This window comes from Sphingomonas sp. RS2018, from assembly GCF_054489605.1.
This window is the reverse complement of the sequence record NZ_JBTMWL010000002.1, coordinates 626,496-645,256: the sequence shown is the minus strand read 5'-3', so window position 1 is coordinate 645,256 and position 18,761 is coordinate 626,496. Positions and strand designations below refer to the sequence as shown.

At 68.9% G+C, this 18,761-nt stretch carries 15 protein-coding genes; 9 read left to right on the top strand and 6 right to left on the bottom strand.

Going from position 1 to position 18,761, the window contains the following annotated elements; genetic code table 11:
* Window positions 1–3: 3 nt before the first annotated feature.
* Window positions 4–1,182, top strand: coding sequence for a vWA domain-containing protein (locus tag ACX40P_RS08240; protein WP_459125829.1), 1,179 nt, complete (start codon window positions 4–6; stop codon window positions 1,180–1,182).
* Window positions 1,183–1,185: 3 nt separating this feature from the next.
* On the opposite strand, the gene ACX40P_RS08235 is transcribed toward ACX40P_RS08240, so the two are convergent.
* The gene (locus ACX40P_RS08235; RefSeq protein WP_459125828.1) at window positions 1,186–1,479 is read right to left on the bottom strand and encodes an Hpt domain-containing protein; all 294 of its coding nucleotides are present in this window, start codon (window positions 1,477–1,479) and stop codon (window positions 1,186–1,188) included.
* Window positions 1,480–1,584: 105 nt separating this feature from the next.
* Here ACX40P_RS08235 and ACX40P_RS08230 point away from each other — a divergent pair, with 105 nt between their 5' ends.
* Window positions 1,585–3,849 carry a coiled-coil domain-containing protein gene (locus tag ACX40P_RS08230; RefSeq protein WP_459125827.1) on the top strand — a complete coding sequence of 755 codons (2,265 nt, stop codon included), beginning with the start codon at window positions 1,585–1,587 and terminating at the stop codon, window positions 3,847–3,849.
* Between the two features lie 165 nt (window positions 3,850–4,014).
* Here the strand turns inward: ACX40P_RS08230 and ACX40P_RS08225 are convergent, their stop codons facing one another.
* The 3 genes from ACX40P_RS08225 to ACX40P_RS08215 are packed head-to-tail and all read right to left on the bottom strand — an operon-like array spanning window position 4,015 to window position 7,272.
* Window positions 4,015–4,365 (bottom strand): response regulator, encoded by a 351-nt coding sequence (locus tag ACX40P_RS08225; RefSeq protein ID WP_459125826.1) that lies wholly within the window; start codon window positions 4,363–4,365, stop codon window positions 4,015–4,017.
* 32 nt (window positions 4,366–4,397) lie between these two features.
* Complete coding sequence (locus tag ACX40P_RS08220) at window positions 4,398–6,791, bottom strand: response regulator (RefSeq protein WP_459126040.1); 2,394 nt, start codon at window positions 6,789–6,791, stop codon at window positions 4,398–4,400.
* Between the two features lie 49 nt (window positions 6,792–6,840).
* Window positions 6,841–7,272, bottom strand: coding sequence for a response regulator (locus ACX40P_RS08215; protein ID WP_459125825.1), 432 nt, complete (start codon window positions 7,270–7,272; stop codon window positions 6,841–6,843).
* A 117-nt stretch (window positions 7,273–7,389) separates the two neighbouring features.
* Here ACX40P_RS08215 and ACX40P_RS08210 point away from each other — a divergent pair, with 117 nt between their 5' ends.
* Both ACX40P_RS08210 and rsmD read left to right on the top strand, forming a co-directional pair.
* Window positions 7,390–8,742 (top strand): pseudouridine synthase, encoded by a 1,353-nt coding sequence (locus ACX40P_RS08210; protein WP_459125824.1) that lies wholly within the window; start codon window positions 7,390–7,392, stop codon window positions 8,740–8,742.
* On the top strand, window positions 8,739–9,284 hold the full coding sequence (rsmD, locus tag ACX40P_RS08205) for a 16S rRNA (guanine(966)-N(2))-methyltransferase RsmD (RefSeq protein ID WP_459125823.1): 546 nt from the start codon (window positions 8,739–8,741) through the stop codon (window positions 9,282–9,284). Before ACX40P_RS08210 ends, rsmD begins: the two co-directional genes overlap by 4 nt.
* Window positions 9,285–9,288: 4 nt before the next feature.
* Here the strand turns inward: rsmD and ACX40P_RS08200 are convergent, their stop codons facing one another.
* On the bottom strand, window positions 9,289–10,569 hold the full coding sequence (locus tag ACX40P_RS08200; protein ID WP_459125822.1) for an MFS transporter: 1,281 nt from the start codon (window positions 10,567–10,569) through the stop codon (window positions 9,289–9,291).
* A 229-nt stretch (window positions 10,570–10,798) separates the two neighbouring features.
* Between ACX40P_RS08200 and ACX40P_RS08195 the strand changes: the two genes are divergently transcribed.
* Genes ACX40P_RS08195 through ACX40P_RS08185 form a run of 3 tightly spaced genes read left to right on the top strand, consistent with a single transcriptional unit; the run spans window position 10,799 to window position 16,697 of the window.
* Window positions 10,799–11,992, top strand: a complete 1,194-nt coding sequence (locus ACX40P_RS08195; RefSeq protein WP_459125821.1) for an efflux RND transporter periplasmic adaptor subunit — start codon at window positions 10,799–10,801, stop codon at window positions 11,990–11,992.
* The gene (locus ACX40P_RS08190; RefSeq protein ID WP_459125820.1) at window positions 11,989–15,195 is read left to right on the top strand and encodes an efflux RND transporter permease subunit; all 3,207 of its coding nucleotides are present in this window, start codon (window positions 11,989–11,991) and stop codon (window positions 15,193–15,195) included. Before ACX40P_RS08195 ends, ACX40P_RS08190 begins: the two co-directional genes overlap by 4 nt.
* Window positions 15,192–16,697 carry an efflux transporter outer membrane subunit gene (locus tag ACX40P_RS08185; RefSeq protein WP_459125819.1) on the top strand — a complete coding sequence of 502 codons (1,506 nt, stop codon included), beginning with the start codon at window positions 15,192–15,194 and terminating at the stop codon, window positions 16,695–16,697. The genes ACX40P_RS08190 and ACX40P_RS08185 overlap by 4 nt, the downstream gene beginning before the upstream one ends.
* A 46-nt stretch (window positions 16,698–16,743) precedes the next feature.
* Here the strand turns inward: ACX40P_RS08185 and ACX40P_RS08180 are convergent, their stop codons facing one another.
* Window positions 16,744–16,962 carry a hypothetical protein gene (locus tag ACX40P_RS08180; protein ID WP_459125818.1) on the bottom strand — a complete coding sequence of 73 codons (219 nt, stop codon included), beginning with the start codon at window positions 16,960–16,962 and terminating at the stop codon, window positions 16,744–16,746.
* Window positions 16,963–17,055: 93 nt separating this feature from the next.
* On the opposite strand from ACX40P_RS08180, the gene ACX40P_RS08175 reads away from it, so the two are divergent.
* Both ACX40P_RS08175 and ACX40P_RS08170 read left to right on the top strand, forming a co-directional pair.
* Window positions 17,056–17,601: a (2Fe-2S)-binding protein gene (locus ACX40P_RS08175; protein WP_459125817.1), complete on the top strand. Its 546-nt coding sequence runs from the start codon at window positions 17,056–17,058 to the stop codon at window positions 17,599–17,601.
* A gap of 111 nt (window positions 17,602–17,712) precedes the next feature.
* Complete coding sequence (locus ACX40P_RS08170) at window positions 17,713–18,735, top strand: RcnB family protein (protein WP_459125816.1); 1,023 nt, start codon at window positions 17,713–17,715, stop codon at window positions 18,733–18,735.
* Window positions 18,736–18,761 lie beyond the last annotated feature (26 nt).

Genomic DNA, 18,761 nt, shown 5'->3' with positions numbered 1-18,761 from the left:
TGCATGTTCCTCGACTTCCTCGACGAGTTGCGCGCCGCCGGCATCCCGGCCAGCCTGAAGGAGCATCTGCTCCTGATCGAGGCGCTCGACCGCGACGTGATCGAGCGCACGCCCGAGGCCTTCTACTTCCTCGCCCGTGCCACCTTCGTGAAGGACGAGGGGCTGCTCGACCGGTTCGATCAGGTGTTCGCCAAGGTCTTCCGCGGCCTGGCCACCAGCTACGGCGTCGCGGGCGCGGACATTCCCGACGAATGGCTGAAGGCGGTCGCGCAGAAGTTCCTGACGCCCGAGGAGATGGCCCGCATCGAATCACTCGGCAGCTGGGACGAGATCATGGCGACGCTGATGCAGCGGCTGGAGGAGCAGCACGGCCGGCATCAGGGCGGCAACAAGTGGATCGGCACCGGCGGCACCAGCCCGTACGGCAACTCGGGCTACAATCCCGAGGGCGTCCGCATCGGCGGCGAGAGCACGCACAAGCGCGCGCTGAAGGTGTGGGACCAGCGCGAATTCCGCAACCTCGACAGCACGCGTGAGCTGGGCACCCGCAACATCAAGGTCGCGCTGCGCCGCCTGCGCCGCTTCGCCCGCGACGGGGCAGCGGACGAGCTCGACATCGACGGCACGATCGACGGCACCGCGCGGCAGGGCTGGCTCGACGTCCGCATGCGCCCGGAGCGGCACAATGCGGTGAAGCTGCTGCTGCTGCTCGATGTCGGAGGGTCGATGGACCCGTTCGTCACGCTCTGCGAGGAGTTGTTCTCCGCCGCGAGCGCCGAGTTCAAGAACCTCGAATTCTTCTACTTCCACAACTGCCCGTACGAAGGCCTGTGGAAGGACAATCGCCGCCGCTTCGCCGAACGCACCCCGACGTGGGACGTGCTCCACAAATACGGCCACGACTACAAGCTGGTCTTCGTCGGCGATGCCGCGATGAGCCCGTACGAGATAACCCACCCCGGCGGCTCGGTCGAACATATGAACGAGGAAGCCGGCGCCGTCTGGCTGCAGCGGCTGACGACGACCTATCCGGCCAGCGTTTGGCTGAACCCGGTGGCGCAGGCGCATTGGGGCTATTCACAGTCGACCGCGATCGTCCGCCAGATCATGAACGAGCGCATGTACCCGCTGACGCTCGCTGGGCTGGACGACGCGATGCGCCAGCTCGGGCGCAAGCAGTAGAGCTTACAGCCGCTCGACCGCGCGCCGGATCTTCCGCAGCATCTCGATGTCACCCGCGGGCATGTTCGCCGCGTCGGCCGCCAGCGCCATCAGGCGCACCGCGCCGAAGCTCGCCGCGATCCCCTTCATGCGCAGTGCCGCATCCTTCCACGTCGTCGGGTCCTCCGCGCGGGTCAGCCGGGTCAGGCTGGCCTTCACGCTGTCGAGGAACGCCTCGCGCAACTCCGCGATCAGGACGGGTTCGTCACCGACTGCGGCGGCAAGGGTCGCATCGATCGCTCCGGGGTCATAGGCCATGCGTCGGCTGTAGGCCCACCGTGTTTAACAGGTCGTTGCCGAACCGGAGTTTCGCTGCCGTCGAAACATGATACATGTGCGCGAATGAATGGGGGCTCACGCATCTTGGGACTGCGTCCGACGACGGACGCCGAACTGACCGAGGATTTTTCCGGCGCGCTGCCGGACGACGGTGCCGTATCGGGCGCGTACGAGGACTACGCGTCCTACGAGACGCCCCGCCGCGCTGCGTGGCTGATCCCGACGCTCGGCGTGCTGGTGTCGCTCGGCTGGATCGGGGGCATGTTGTGGCTGGCCCGGACCGCTTTCCCACTGCCGCCTGTCACGCTCGTGCAGTTCGTCGCGGCGCTGGGTGTCGTGCCGACATTGGTTGCTGTGCTGTGCCTGCTGGCGCTCCGGACCAGCCGGGCCGAAGCGCAGCGCTTCGGCGCGACCGCGCGCGCGATGCGGGCCGAGGCCGCGGCGCTGGAGGGCACGATCCACGCGCTCAGTCAGCGGATCGAATCGAACCGCCGCCTGCTCGGCGAACAGGCGCAGTCGCTTGCCGCGATCGGCGATGCCGCCGCGTCGCGACTGCAGGCGACCACCAGCAACCTGAATGCCGAAGCCAACGTGCTCGACAGCATCGGCAGCGCGCTGGAGCGGACGGCGGATCAGGTCGTCGATCGCCTCGCCACCGTGTTCGACGCGCTGCCCCGCGCGCAGGCGGAGACGGCGGCGCTCGGCCACTCGCTAACCACGCTCGGTCTGACCGCCAGCGAGCGTGCGGGCGAACTGGATGCCGCCCTCGCCGCCCTGTCGGAGCGTGGTCGCGCCGCCGAGGAGACCGCCGGCGGTGCCGCCGCCAAGCTCGGGGCGCACATCATACGGATGGAATCGTCGAGCGATGCCGCCGCCGCGCGTCTGGACGCCGCCGCATCGGGCATGTCCGACGCGGTCGACGCCGTGCTGGATCGCGCCGCGGTCGCCATCGACGAATCGCGCAAGGGCATTTCCGCGCAGGGCGAGGCGATGCTGGCGATGCTGGGCGCCAGTCAGGCGGCGCTGGAACGCTCGGGCCGCGACGGCGCCGACGCGCTGCATGCCCGCCTGATCGAGGTCGAGGGCGCGATCGAGCGGATCACGCAGATGATCGGCGAACAGCAGCAGCGCAGCGACCGCCTGTTCGAGACGGTCGTCGCCGGCGTGACCCGCGCCGACGGCGGGTTCGAACGCCTGCACGACGAAGGCATGATGCGGGCCCAGTCCCTCGCCGCGGCGCTGAGCGCGCTGACCGCATCGAGCGACGCGATGAGCGAATCGATGCGTGTCGGCGATTCGACCGCGCGCGCGCTGATCGGCTCGGCCGAGACGCTGCTGACCGCGCTCGACGCCTCGACGCGCGAAATCGACGAGACGCTGCCCGAATCGCTGCTGCGCCTCGACGCGCATATCGCCGAGAGCCGCCGACTGGTCGGCACCGCCAAGCCCGAACTGCTCGCGCTCGTCACCGCGGCAGAGAGCACGCACATCGCGGTCGAGGCGGTCGCCGGCCTCGTCACCGCCGAGCGCACGAAGCTTGCCGACATCACCGCCAACCTGACCGAGGCGCTCGATATCGGTCAGGATAAGGCCGAGACGATGGACGCCGTGGTGGGCGAGGCGATCACCCGCGCCCGCCGCTTCGCCGAAGAGGCGACGCCGGGGCTGATCGAGGCGCTGAACCGCATCCGCGAAACCGCCGAGCGCGCCGCCGACAGCGCCCGCGAGGTGCTCTCGCAGGTCATCCCGCAGGCCGCGCAGGCGATCGAAACCGAGAGCGCCGACGCGGTGCGCCGCGCCTTCGCCCGGGCGCTGCCGCAACCGCTCGCCGAACTCGGCCACGCGTCCGAATCCGCGGTGACGGCGGCGACGCGCGCGTCCGAGCGACTGGCGCACCAACTGATGACGATCGCCGAATCGACCGCCGCGGTCGAGGCACGGATCGACGAGGAACGCGCCGATCGCGAGGAGTCGAACCAGGACAATTTCGCGCGTCGCGTGTCCCTGCTGATCGAGGCGCTGAACTCGTCCTCTATCGATATATCGAAGACGTTCGCGCACGAGGTGTCGGACAGCGCGTGGTCCGCCTATCTGAAGGGCGATCGCGGCGTCTTCACCCGCCGCGCGGTGCGGCTGCTCGATACTGGACAGGCCCGCGAGATCGCGCGGTTGCACGACGACGACCCGATCTTCCGCGAACACGTCAACCGCTACATCCACGACTTCGAAGCGATGCTGCGCCAGATCCTCGCGCTGCGCGATGGGTCGGCGCTCGGCGTGACATTGCTGTCGTCGGATATGGGCAAGCTCTACGTGGCGCTCGCGCAGGCGATTGAGCGGCTTCGGTAATTCGCTGCCTGAGAGATTATGAACCAGCCTAAGACCCGTTCGCCCTGAGCTTGTCGAAGGGCTGCCCTTCTTCATGCCGCACATTGTGCCGTTCGAAGAAAATGCGGTGCTTCGACAAGCTCAGCACGAACGGGTTAGGTACAGCGCGCTCGGATCTGAAACTGGTTAAAGCGCCGACAGCGCGCGCTCGACCTCATCCATCGTGAACGGCTTGGGCAGGATCGGGCGGCCGCGATGGCCCTCGGCGATCGACTCGCCGCCACCCCCGGTCGCGAGAACGAACGGAACATCGGCCGCGGCCAACGCGTCGGCGATCGCCCAGCTCTGTTCACCGCCACGCAGGTTGACGTCCAGAATAGCGGCATCGATACCCCCGGCCTCAACCAGGCTGAGCCCGGCTGCGACCGTGTCGGCGGTGCCGACCACCTCCCGGTCCAACGCGTCGAGGAAATCCTCCAGCATCATGGCGATCAGGGGCTCGTCCTCGACGATGAGGAACCGGTTAGGCACGGACATGCACCGACCTTAGGCGATGGTCCGCATGCCGCTCAAGGCATTTTCGCGAGCAGGCGATCACGGGCTGCTTCGGCAAGCTGTTGCACCGAAAAGGGTTTCGGCAGGAACGCGACGTCGTCGATATCGATCGAGCGGCGCAGCTGTTCCTCGGCATAGCCCGACATGAACACGATCGGCATGTCGGGGAAGCGCTTGCGCACGTGCCGCACCATCGTCGGCCCGTCCATCAGCGGCATGACGACGTCGGTGATGAGCAGATCCGGACGCTCGCCGCTCTCCAATATCTCCAGTGCGACTTCGCCGTTCTCGGCGGTCAGCACCGTATAGCCCTGCCGCGCGAGCGCGCGTTCGGCGACGGCGCGCACCATGTCCTCGTCCTCGACCAGCAGGATCGTTCCGCTGCCCCAGGTATCGCCGACCTTCGCCTTCGACGGCGCGGGCGGGGCGACCGCCGCGGTCGTGCCGGCATGGACGGGCAGGTAGATGACGAAGGAGGCGCCCGACCCCGGCAGATTTTCGGCGAAGATGAACCCGCCCGACTGCTTGATGATGCCGTAGACGGTGGAGAGGCCGAGGCCGGTGCCCTTGCCGACTTCCTTCGTCGTGAAGAACGGCTCGAAGATCTTGGGCAGCACATCGGCGGGGATGCCGGTGCCGGTGTCCGATATGCGCAGCGCGGTATAGTCGCCGGCCGGAATGATCGCCTCGTCCAGCTTGCGGATGTCGCGTGCGGAGACCGCGCTCGTCTCGATCGTCAGCGTGCCGCCGCCGTGCGGGTTCACCGACAGGATCGCGTCGCGCGCATTGACGGCCAGGTTGACGACGACCTGCTCCAGCTGCCCCGGATCGGCCCGCACCGCCCCCAGATTGCGGCCATGCTGGACGACCAGATGCACCGTCTCGCCCAGCAGGCGTTTCAACAGGTTCGACACTTCGGAAATGACGTCGGGCAGCTGCAGGACCTGCGGCCGCAATGTCTGCTGGCGCGAGAAGGCGAGCAGCTGTCGGGTCAGGCCGGCGGCGCGGTTCGAGTTCGTCCGGATCTGCTGGATGTCGTCGTAATCGCTGTCGCCCGGCGTATGGCGCATCAGCATCAGGTCGCAGTGGCCGATGATCGCGGTCAGGATGTTGTTAAAATCATGTGCAACGCCGCCGGCAAGCTGACCGACGGCCTGCATTTTGGTCGCCTGCGCGACCTGCCGCTTCAGCTTCCCCTCCTCGGTCGAATCCTTGAGGCTGACGAGCACCGTGGCATCGCCCAGCCCACGCGCGCCGGTCAGCGCGACCTGCACCGGCTCGTCGGGCCGGTCGGCGAAGCGCACCGGCAGCTGCGTTGCGAAGCCGCCGCCCCCGCCGAACCGCCGGATCGCATCGGCCAGCGCGCCCTTGTCCTCGCGGACCACCAGATCGCCGGGATAGATCGGCTGCGCACCCGGGGCGATGCCGGCCGCGCGGACGAACGCCTCGTTCATGTGCAGGAAGCGCCCGTCCCGCCCGACCAGCGCCAGCGGTGCCGGCAGCAGCGCGATCAGCGACCGTACATGCGCCGCCGCGCTCGATCCCATCGCCGGCAGCGCGACGGCGGGTTCGTCATCCAGCAGTGCGACGAGGATCGGCGCATCGTCGCCTTCTGCAAAGGGAATCTGCAACACACGCAACGGATTGCCCGACAGCCCTTCGCGCTCGAAATGCACCAGTCCGCCGCTGTCGGTGACGAGGAAACGCGCGAAGTCGCGCCCCTCGACCGTGCCGTCGTCCTGACCGGTCGCGCGGAGGCGGAAGACGCCGTTGGCGGAGCGGATGCGCCCGTCGGGGAACAGCAGCGCGGTCATGATCCCCGCCCCGCCCAGCCGGTCGCCGGTGCCGTCCGCCAGCATGTCCGCGGTGCGTTGCGCCAGATCGCCGACATCGTTGGCGCGGAACCGCCACAGCAGCATGTCCGCCGCCACGCGCATCACGGTCGCCTCGACGGGCGCGCCGCGCACCTCGACCTTCGCCTCGGCCTCGCCATCGCGCCACGCCTGTCGCCCGGCGCTGCTCAGACGCGCGGTATCGTTCTCGTCGAGCCCCAAGCTCGGCGGGGTCGGATAGCCGTGGAAGAGCGCCTCGTACCGGTCGTTGGCGCAGACGATGCGCCCCGCCCGGTCGGTCAGCGCGATCGCGTCGCTAGATGCCGCGGCTATTGCCTGCGCGATGCTCCAGTCCGGCTCGGCACTCGCTTCAATCGCCGGCCGCGCCAGTAGCTTCGCGACCACCGCCGCGCCGGCAGCGATCAGGCCGGCCCCGGCGAAGCCTGCAGCAAGCGCGAGGTTGCCCACCAGCCACAGCACGACGCCCGCCGCCGCGGCAGCCGCCAGAACGGCAGCAGCCAGCGGCACCCAGGCGGGCATGACGGAGCGGCGCGTATCGGAGGGCAGGCTGGTCATTGCGTGGTCAGCCATGATGCCCCTCCGGACGGTACGTCAAGCGGCGCGATCAGGCGGGCTGGAGGAACAGGCGGAAACTCGCCGGCAGCCGCCGCGGCGCCTTGCCGCCGATGACCTGTTCGATGGCCCCGATCGCGGCGATCAGGTCGCGCGGGGCATAGGGTTTGGACAGGCATCCCGCTGCGATCGACTGCGCCTCGATCGGGCAGCTGCCGGTCACGAACACCACCTTGATCCCGCGGGCGTGCGCCGCCTGCGCCACGTCGATGCCGTTGCCGTCCGACAGGTTCACGTCGGCGAGCACGAGATGGATGTCCTCCTCGGCCTCGAGCGCAGCCATGGCCTCAGCCACCGTGTCGACGGTGCCGACGATCTCGTAGCCCTCCGCCTCGAGGAAATGCTCCGTGTCGAACGCGACCAGCGGCTCGTCCTCGACGATGAGCACGCGCACGATGTGCCGCTCCTTCTTGCCGAACAACATGCTCGAGTCCGCCCTTCCCGCCCACATGGGGCTCGTTCCGTCATCGTAACGCGCAATATGGCCGCGGGACGCAAAGTTTTTTTGTCTCCCCCGCGTGCAGCCGCTAAGGCCCGATGCGTGCAACGAACCGGACCAGCAGAGGGCGATCGCCCGCTCCATCGCATCGCCAAGCTGCTCGCGCGCGCCGGGGTCGCCTCGCGTCGCGAAATCGAGCGGATGATTGCGGAGGGGCGTGTGGCGCTCGACGGCACCACGCTCGACACGCCGGCCACGCTGCTGCCCTCGCTGCACGGCGTCACCGTCGATGGCGAGGCGGTGCAGGCGGCGCGCCCGGCGCAGCTGTTCGTGTTCCACAAGCCCGCAGGCGTGCTGACCGCCGCGTTCGACCCCGCCGGTCGCGCGACGATCTACGATCGCCTGCCAAATGACCTGCCTCGCCTGATGCCGGTCGGCCGCCTCGATCTCAATACCGAGGGGCTGTTGCTGATGACGACGGACGGCGAGCTCAAGCGTCAACTCGAGCTGCCCGCCACGGGCGTCGAGCGCGCCTATCGCGCCCGCGCCTATGGCGACATCACCCAGGCGCAGCTCGAGGATCTGATCGACGGTATCGAGGTGGAGGGCGTGCGCTACGGCCCAATCGACGCCAATCTTGAACGCCGCACCGGGGCCAACGTCTGGATCGAGATGATCCTGACCGAGGGCAAGAACCGCGAAGTCCGCCGCGTGCTCGAACATCTCGGCCTGCGTGTCAGCCGCCTGATCCGCACCCGCTACGGTCCCTTCGTACTCGGCGACCTGCCGGTCGGCGGTATCGGTGAGGTGCGCGCCCACGACCTGATCGCCTTCCGCGCCTCGCTGAAGGGCAACAAGGCGAATGCAGTCGAGGAAGCGCGCGGCATGGCTATTGCGGTCACCGGCGTGCCGAAGGCGGAGCGCAAGGTCGCGCCCGACGTACCGGTGGAGGACAAGCGCCCCGCCCGTCCCGCCGCCCCGCCCGTCCGGCCCCCGGCCCGCGCGCCCCGTGCCCACGACGCCCGCCCCGCCCGTCCGCCGCGGGCTGCGCCGACTGCCGAGCGATCCGCGCGGCCCGGCCGTCCGGGCCAGCGTCCCGATATACCCCGCGACGAGCGACCACCGCGCGAAGCCGCCGCTCGCCCAACGCGTGACGACCGGACGGCTCGCCCCGCCGGCCGTCCGCCGACCGATCGCACCAATTCCCGCCAGCGTACCGATTCACCGCGAACGGAGCGTCCTGCCCGTGAGCACCGCACGACCACGCCCGCCGGACGTCCGGACGACCGCGCCCGCCCGCCCCGCCGCCGCGACGACGAGGCGAACGAGCAGATCACCACCCGGCCGCAGCGGTCCGCTCCCGCCGGCGAGCGCCCCAAGCGCGGCGCCGGCTGGGCGAAGGCCAAGCCGAAGCCGGGCGCGCGTCCCGGCAAGCCGCGGCGGCCCCGGTCATGAGGATCATCGCCGGACAGTGGCGCGGCCGCGCCCTCGTCGCGCCCGTGGGCGACGCCACCCGCCCCACCGCCGACCGCACGCGTGAGGCGCTGTTCTCGATGCTGGTGAGCCGGCTCGGCAGTTTCGATGGGCTGGCCGTCGCCGACCTGTTCGCCGGATCGGGCGCGCTGGGGTTGGAGGCATTGTCGCGCGGTGCCGCGACCTGCCTCTTCGTCGAGCAGGATCGCCCGGCGCTTGACGCGCTGCGCACCAACATCGCCAAGCTTGGCGCGACCGGCGCCGACGTGCGCGCGACATCGGTCCTCGCGCTGGGCGCCGCCACCCGCCCGCTCGACCTCGTCATGATGGACCCGCCCTATGGCAGCGGCGCGGGCAACGTCGCGCTCGACAAGCTGGCGCGGCTCGGCTGGATCGACGGGTCGACCTGGGTCAGCGTCGAGACGATGAAGGGCGAGGCGGTCGACGTGACCGGCTACACCCGCGACGCTGAGCGGGTGTACGGCAAGGCGATGCTGACACTGCTCCGCCTCGGCGACGCCTGAACCATTACACCCCGTCGAGCGGCACCGGCACGGCGGGCTTCGGCTTCAGCAGCAACAGCGCGACGAGACTCAACGCCGTCGCCGCGCTCAGATACAGACCGACCGGCGCCAGTCCGCCCGACAGCGCCAGCTTTTGCGCGATCAGCGGCGTCAGCCCGCCGCCCAGCACGCCGGCGATGTTGAACGTCATCGACGCCCCCGTATAGCGCACCCGCGGCGGAAACAGCCCCGGCAGCCATGCGCCGAGCGGTCCGTAGACGAACCCCATCGCCAGCAGCGCGAGGCACAGGAACACCAACGCCCCGAACAGCGACGCCTGCACCAGCGGCGCGATGACGAAGCCGAGCAGGATCGTCGCCACGCATCCGCCTGCCAGTACCCGCCGCTCGTCGAAGCGCCGGTCCGCCAGCCACGCCGCGGCGTAGATGCCGACCGCCATGAACAGGATCGCCACCAGCTGAATGCCGAGGAAACTCTGCATCGAGTATCCGAGCGTTTTGGTGCCGTAACCGAGCAGGAAGGCCGTGCCGACATAATAGGTCGCGAAACACGCGATCGCGCCCACCGTCCCGCCGATCAGCATGCCGCCGTGTTCGCGCAGCAGTTCGGTCAGCGGCACCTTCGGCGGCGGCGCGTCCTTCAGCGATTGCGCGAATTCTGGCGTCTCGGTCAGCTTCAGGCGGATATACAGCCCGACTGCGACCAGACCCGCACTGATGATGAAGGGCAACCGCCATCCCCAGTCGCGGAACTGCTCGGGCGTCAGCCACAGGCCCAGTAGCAGGAACAGCCCGTTCGCGGCGATGAAGCCCGCCGGAGCACCCATCTGCGGCGCCGCGCCGAAGCGGGCGCGCCAGCCCGGCGGAGCATTCTCCACCGCCAGCAGCGCCGCCCCGCCCCATTCGCCGCCGAGCCCGAAGCCCTGTCCGAAGCGCAGCACGCACAAAGCGAACGGCGCGACCCAGCCCGCCTGGGCATAGGTTGGCAGGAACGCGATCAGCGTCGTCGACACGCCCATCGTCAGCAGCGATGCGACCAGCGTCGACTTGCGTCCGATCCGGTCGCCGAAATGCCCGAAGAACGCCGCCCCCACCGGCCGCGCGAAGAACGCCACGGCCAGCGTCGCGAACGACGACATTTGGGCGAGGCCCGGATCCTGCGCGGAGAAGAACAGCTCGGCGAACACCAGGCTGGCGGCGGTCGCGTAGATGTAGAAATCGTAGAATTCGATGGCAGTGCCGACGAAACTCGCCAACAACACCCGCCGGTGCGCGCGGATGCTCATCGCCGTGTTCCGTTCGTCATGCCCGTTCCCTTTTCGCGCGACAGGCTAGGCCGGATCGGCGACGACGCCAAGAGCGCGCCGCTTTTGTTCCCGTCCAGACTATAAAGATATTGCGTCGCAAAATGTAACGGTACGCTGCCACTGCATTGCTATCGAACCCGATTGTGCGACAGGGGACGGGCCACAATCACGGAACCGGCGATCAGTGACCCCGACGCGCAAGTACAGAATGACGGCCCTCACCGCGGTGACGCTCGCGCTTGGCAGCTGCGGCGGCGGTGAGGACACCGCCAGCAATGCGTCGGGCAAGGCCGGCGGCGCGGGCGGCGGCGGACCGATTGCCGTCGGCTTCGTCGCCGTCCAGCCGACGTCGGTCGCGGTCACGACCGAGCTTCCAGGCCGCACTTCGGCGTTCGAGACGTCGGAAGTGCGTCCGCAGGTCACCGGCATTATCCGTCGCCGACTGTTCACCGAAGGCGCGCTGGTGCGCGCCGGCCAGACGCTCTACGAAATCGATCCGCGCCTCTACGCCGCCGCCGCCAATCAGGCGCGTGCCAACGTCGCCGCCGCCGCCGCTACGGCGGAGGCCGCGCGGATCCGTGCCGACCGCTTCCGCCCGCTCGCGCAGATCGAGGCGGTCAGCAAGCAGGACTATACCGACGCCATCGCCACTCAGCGCCAGGCCGCCGCCGCCGTTGCGCAGAACCGCGCCGCGCTGGAAACCGCGCAGGTCAACCTCGGCTTCACCCGCGTTCCCGCCCCGATCACTGGCCGCATCGGGCGCAGCCTGTCGACGGTCGGCGCGCTGGTCAGCTCGAACCAGACCGATCCGCTCGCGGTTATTCAGCGGCTCGATCCCATCTTCGTCGACATCCAGCAGTCGAGCGCAGCGTTGCTGACGCTACGCCGCTCGCTTCGCAGCAGCGATGTCGAACCGGCCTCCGCACAGGTCCGGCTGAAGCTGGAGGACGGCAGCGATTACGGCTTCACCGGAACCGTCCAGTTCGCCGAAGTCACCGTCGATCAGGCGACCGGCACCGTGACGCTGCGCGCCCGCTTCCCCAATCCGCAGGGGCTGCTGCTGCCGGGCATGTTCGTACGCTCGATCTTCGCACAGTCGGTTCAGACCAACGCCTTCCTCGTCCCGCAGCAGGCGCTGGCGCGCGATGCGAAGGGCGCCGCGACCGTCTATGTCGTCGGCCCCGGCGACAAGGCGGTGCAGCGCGCCGTCACCGCCGACCGGACGCAAGGGTCGAACTGGGTCGTCACCTCCGGCCTCAGGACCGGCGACCGGGTGATCGTGCAGGGTCTGGCGAAGCTGAAACCCAACGCCGCCATCCGCGCGGTGCCCGCCGCCGCACCGCAGCCGATCAAGGCTCCCGCCGGCGGCGACGCCGCAAAGTCGGGCAGCAGCCCCAAGTGATCTCCCGCATCTTCATCGATCGCCCGATCTTCGCCTGGGTGATCGCGATCATCATCATGCTCGCGGGCGTCGGCGCGATCTTCTCGTTGCCGATCGCGCAATATCCCGACGTCGCCCCGCCACAGGTCAACATCCGCGCCAGCTATCCCGGCGCCTCGGCCGAGACGCTGGAGAACAGCGTGACGCAGGTGCTGGAACAGCAGCTGACCGGCATCGACGGGCTGCTCTACTTCACCTCGTCCTCGTCCTCGCGCGGACAGGTCAGCATTTCGGCGACGTTCGACAAGGGCACCGATCCCGACATCGCTCAGGTGCAGGTCCAGAATGCGGTGCAGCAGGCGATCTCGCGCCTGCCCCAGCAGGTGCAGCAGCAGGGTTTGCGCGTCACGAAATCGAACCCCGACTTCCTGATGATCGTCGCGGTCTACGACGAGACGGACAAGCTGACCAACGCCGACGTGTCGGACTATCTCGTCTCAAACCTTCAGGACGGGCTCGGCCGCGTCGAGGGCGTCGGCGAGTCGAACGTGTTCGGCTCGCAGTACGCGATGCGCATCTGGCTCGATCCCGCGCGGCTCGCCAGCTATTCGCTGATGCCCGGCGACGTCGTCACCGCGATCACCGCACAGAACACCGAGGTCGCGGCGGGCGAGGTCGGCGGTCTGCCGAACAGCGCCGAGCAGATGCTTAACGCGACGGTGACCGCCCAGTCGCGGCTCCAGACGCCCGAGCAGTTCGCCAACATCATCCTGAAGACGCAGGCGAGCGGCGCGACCGTGCGGCTGGCCGATGTCGGTCGCATCGAACTGGGGCAGGAAAGCTATGCCGCGGTCAGCCGCGTCAACGGCCATCCCGGGGCCGGCATCGCGATCAGCCTGGCACCCGGCGCCGATGCGCTGAAGACTGCCGAGAATGTGAAGGCCTATGTCGCGCAGTCGGCGAAGGCGTTCCCCGCCGGCCTTGCCTACGCCTACCCCAACGACACCACCGCCTTCATCAAGCTGTCGATCGAGGAGGTCGTGAAGACGCTGATCGAGGCGGTCATCCTCGTCGTCATCGTCATGTTCGTCTTCCTGCAAAGCTGGCGCGCGACGCTCATCCCGACGATCGCCGTGCCCGTCGTGCTGCTCGGCACCTTCGCGGTGTTCGCGCTCGCCGGCTTCTCAATCAACACGCTGACCCTGTTCGGCCTCGTCCTCGCGATCGGCCTCTTGGTCGACGACGCCATCGTCGTCGTCGAGAACGTCGAACGGTTGATGGAGGAGAACCCCGAGATGTCGCCGCGCGAGGCGACGATCGAATCGATGAACGAGATCACCGTCGCGCTGATCGCGATCGCGCTGGTGTTGTCGGCGGTGTTCCTGCCGATGGCGTTCTTCGGCGGATCGACCGGCGTCATCTATCGCCAGTTCTCGCTGACCGTGATTTCGGCGATGATCTTGTCGGTCGTAGTCGCGCTGGTGCTCAGCCCGGCGCTGACCGCGAACCTGCTGAAGCAGCGCAACAAGGACGGCTCGCACGAACCCGGCTGGGCGGAGCGGCGCTTTCCTAAGGCCGCGGGCTTCGTCCACCGTGCCGGTGACGGTTTCAACAACTGGTTCGAACGCACCAGCGACCGCTACGTCAACGCCACCCGGCGCGTGATCGACCGCAAATGGCTGTTCCTCGCCATCTACGCCGTCGTCGTCGCGGTGCTGGCGATCCTGTTTCTGCGCCTGCCGACCAGCTTCCTGCCGAGCGAGGATCAAGGTACCGTCTCGGTTCAGTTCCGATTGCCCGCTGGCTCGACACAGAACCGCACCCGCGTCGTGCAGGAAGCGGTGCAGGACTATTTCCTCAACACCGAGGCGAAGAACGCCAGCGTGATGCTGACCGTCGCCGGCGGCGGCGGTGGCGGTGCTTCGGGGCAGAATACCGGTCAGGGCTTTATCAACCTGACCAACTGGGCGGACCGCAAGGGCGCCGAGAATACCGCCGACACGATCGCCAAGCGGGCATCGGGCGCCTTCCGGGGCTTGCGCGATGCGGAAGTGTTCGTGCTCGTCCCCCCCGCCATCCGTGGCCTCGGCCAGTCGAGCGGCTTCACGATGGAGTTGCAGAACGCCAGTGGGATGAGCCGCGCCCAGTTCGTCGCCGCGCGGGACCGGCTGCTGGCGGCGGCGCAGGCCGATCCGGCGCTGGAGCGCGTCCGCCTGTCCGACCTTCCCGACATCGCTACGCTGCGCGTCGACGTCGACCAGACGAAGCTCTCCGCGCTCGGCCTGACACAGGCCGACGTGAACGCGACGCTCTCGACCGCGTGGGGTGGCCGCTACGTCAACGACTTCATCGACCGCGGCCGCGTGAAGCGCGTCTATGTACAGGGCGACGCCCCCTATCGCGCCAAGCCCGAGGATCTCGCGACCTGGTTCGTGCGCGGATCGGGCGGGCAGATGGTGCCCTTCTCGTCCTTCGCGACGATCAGCTGGTCGACCGCACCGACGACGCTGTCGCGCTTCTCCGGCCTGCCCGCATTCGAATTCCAGGGGCAGGCGGCGGCGGGCACGAGCTCGGGCGAGGCAATGGACAAGATCGCCGCGATGGCCGCGCAGATCCCTGGCACCTCGGTCGCATGGGCCGGGCTCTCGTTCCAGGAGCGACTGTCCTCGGGACAGGCGCCGATCCTCTACGGCCTGTCGCTGCTCGTCGTCTTCCTTTGCCTCGCCGCGCTCTACGAAAGCTGGTCGGTGCCGGTCGCGGTGATGCTGGTCATTCCGCTCGGCCTCGTCGGCGCGATCTTCGCGGTGACGCTGCGCGGGCTGGAGAACGACGTCTATCTCCAGATCGGCCTGCTGACGACGATGGGGCTGGCCGCGAAGAACGCCATTCTCATCATCGAATTCGCCGAACAGGCGGAGAAGAAGGGCGCTCGCGTCATCGATGCCGCGCTGGAGGCGGCGAAGCTGCGGCTGCGGCCGATCCTGATGACCAGCCTCGCCTTCATCTTCGGCGTGCTCCCGCTCGCTATCTCGACCGGCGCGGGTGCCAACAGCCGCATCGCCATCGGCACCTCGGTGATCGGCGGCATGCTGACCGCGACGATCCTCGCCATCTTCTTCATTCCGCTGTTCTTCGTGCTCGTCCGTCGCGGCGTGCGCGACGGGCTGGCGAAGCTGCGTGGGCGCCCGACCGGCCACCAGCCTCCGCCGGAGGCCACCTCATGATCCGCAGCCTGTCCCTAGGTGTCGCCGCGCTGGCGCTCACCGCCTGTTCGCTCACCCCGGCCTATCAGCGCCCCGCCGCACCCGTGCCGCCGTCGTGGCCGGTCGGAGACGCGTATCTGCGCACCAGCGAGGCGGCGCTGCCCAGCGTCACCTATCGCGACATCTTCCGCGACGCTCGGTTGCAGCGGCTGGTCGAACAGGCGCTCGCCAACAACCGCGACCTGCGTGCCGCCGCCGCCAACATCGCTGCCGCCCGCGCCGCCTATCGCGTCCAGCGCGCGCAGCGGCTGCCGGTCGTGTCGGTCGGTGGTGGGCCTACGTTACGACGCGGTAACACCGGCACGACCGGTGTCGGGACCGGCACGGGGAGCGGCGGTACGACCTCCACCTCAGGCAGCGGCGTCAGCGACAGCTACAATGTCAGCGGCGGGATCAGCGCGTTCGAGATCGACCTGTTCGGCCGCCTCGCCTCGCTCAGCCGTGCGGCGCAGGAGGAGTATTTCGCCACCGAAGCCGCCGCCCGCGCGACCCGCCTAACCTTGGTCGGCGACATGGCCGACGCCTGGCTCGCCTATGCGGCGGACCGCAGCCTGATGCGGATCGCCGAGGATACCGCGCGCAATGCCGGCCAGAGCGTGCGCCTGACCCGCGCCCGGCTGGAGGGCGGCATCGCCCCGCGCACCGACCTGCGCCAGTCGGAGCTGGTGCTCGCACAGGCCCAGTCCGACCTCGCCGAACAGCGCACCGCGCTGGCGCAGGACGTCAACCTGCTGCGCCTGCTGGTCGGCGCCGATATCGACCAGAGCCTGCTGCCGACGGAGATCGAAAGCGCCGCGACGACGCTTGCCGAACTCCCCGCCGGGCTCGACTCGGGCGTGCTGCTGCGCCGCCCCGACGTGGTGCAGGCCGAATATCAGCTGCGCGCCGCCAACGCCCGCATCGGCGCCGCGCGCGCCGCGCTGTTTCCGCGCATCAGCCTGACCGGTATCATCGGCCTGGCGAGTGGTGCGCTAGGCGGCCTGTTCAACGGCGACGCATTCACCTGGAGCGCCGGGGCGAACGCGAACTACGACATCTTCTCGGGCGGCGCGGCACGGGCGGCGGTGACGCAGAGCCGAGCGCAACGCGATATCGCGCTCGCCACCTATGAGCAGGCGATCCAGACCGCCTTCCGCGAAGTGTCCGACGCGCTTGCCCGGCGCGGCACGATCGGCGAGCAGGAGCGGGCGCAGACCAGCCTCGTCGCCTCCGCGCGCGACAATTTCGTGCTGACCGACGCACGCTATCGCGGCGGCATCGACACCTTCCTGACCAGCCTCGACGCGCAGCGCTCCTTCTATTCGGCGCAGCGCTCGCTGGTCGCCACGCGGCTGACCCGCGCGCAAAATCTGGTCGACCTGTACCGAACACTAGGCGGGGACGCGCTCCTGCAGACCACCGACGCCGGCCCGCATGCGCTCAGTCCCGAGCCGACCGCGACGCCGGTCCCGCGCACGCGCTGAACGCACCGCGTCATCCCGGACCGAGCCCGGGATGACGCGAGCCGTCCTATTCCTCGTCGGGAGCGGCGCGCTCGTCCTCGTCGTCGACCGCCGCCAACGGGTCTTCGTCTTCCATCTCGAGGATATCCTCGATCGCCTCGGCGATGTCGTCGATCTGATCGACGGTGGCGCTATACTCCACCGTCTCGCCATCCTCATCCTCGATGTGGAGGATGTAACCGTCTGCTTCCTGGGTGATGGAAAGCTGGCCGAGGGTCTTCGCCATGATGGGTGCTCCGCTGTTCGGGGTATCGGCCCCCCTCAACCCCGGCGAAGGGCGAGCGTTCCCATATCGCGCAACTGTCGATAGACCGACGCCATGACGCGCTTCACGGTCAACAACCAGCCGGTGCAATACGGCCTCGATCCCGCCACCCCGCTGCTGTTCGCGCTGCGCGACGCATCGAACCTGACCGGCACCAAATATGGCTGCGGCAGCGGCGATTGCGGCGCATGTACGGTCGATATCGACGGGCGCGCGGTACGATCCTGCACCGTCACGATCGGCGCGATCGAGGGCTCGTTCGTCACCACGATCGAGGGGCTGTCGCGGGACCGCAGCCACCCGCTGCAACAGGCGTTCCTCGACGCCAACCTCGTCCAATGCGGCTACTGCATCCCCGGCATCGTCATGACCGCACAGGCGCTGCTCCGGCGCACGCGCTCGCCGAGCGAAGACGATATCCGCGCCACGCTGACCAACCTCTGCCGATGCGGCATCTATGCGCGGCTGGTGGATGCAGTGGTTCAGGCGGCGAGCATCATGCGCGGGGACGAGACGATCGCGCCGACCCCGCGCCCCGACGTCGATGCCGACGACGCCGCGCGCACCGTCCCCGCCCTCACCCCGCGCGGCCCCCGCTGAGCGCTTCCTGACGATAGGCTTTCAACCCAATTCAGCCACGGCTCATCGCGGCACCGCTAATCCCGCTCTATCGATAACGCCGGTGATGCCCGGCCAGTTGGAGTGGTGGAGATGAGGAAGCCTCTGTTGATCGCGCTGATCGCCGCGACCGCGCTGGTGCCGGTGGCAGCCAGTGCGCAGGAGTGGCAGGGTCGCGGACGCGCCCGTGCCGATGCCGGTGTCGACCCAGCCGGACAGGGGCCGCGCGCCGAGGCCCGCGCCAACTGGCGCGAGCGCTCGGTCGATCGGCCACAGCCCGCCGCCCCGGCAGAACAGCCGCGCGTCGAGCGTCCCCGCGCCGAGGTGCGCGCCGACGTCGGCGTCCGCCCCGCCGACCGACCCGAATATCGCAGCCGCGCGCCGTTCGGCGACGGTCAGGCGCGCCTCGATCGCGGCCGCCGCCCGGACGCGGAGGTCGCCCGCCCCGCGCAGGTCGATCCCCGTGCGCAGGTCAATCAACGTGGGCAGCCGGGTTTTGGCGAAGCCCGCGCCAATTATGACCGCGACCGTCGTTGGGATCGCGCCGCCGGTCAGGACGCTCGCGGTAATGCCGTTACACCCCGAGCGCGCGAGGATCGCCAGAACTCCATCTTCGGCGGCACCTTGCGCAACCGGGCCGACGAAGCTCGGCGGGAGGAGGCTCGCCGCGGCGACGACCGGTATCGGAACGACGATCGCTATCGCAACGACGATCGCCGCCGCGCCGAAAGTCGTAATTGGAACGACGGTCGTGGTATCAATGACAACCGCGACTGGCGCGGCAACGACCGCTCGTCCAACCAGCGCTGGAGCCGCAACTGGCGCGGCGACAATCGCTACGACTGGCAGAACTATCGCCAGCGCAATCGCCAGGCCTATCGCCTGCCCCGCTATTACGCACCGCAGGGCTATCACTATGGCTATCAGCGCTTCTCGGTCGGACTGACGCTGGGGTCGATGCTGTACTCGCGGAACTACTGGATCGACGATCCGTGGCAGTATCGCCTGCCAGAGGTCTACGGCCCGTACCGGTGGGTCCGCTACTACAACGACGCGCTGCTGGTCGATATCTACTCGGGCGAAGTCGTCGACGTCATCAACGACATCTTCTGGTAGGACGCCTGTGAGGGGTCGGCCGCAAC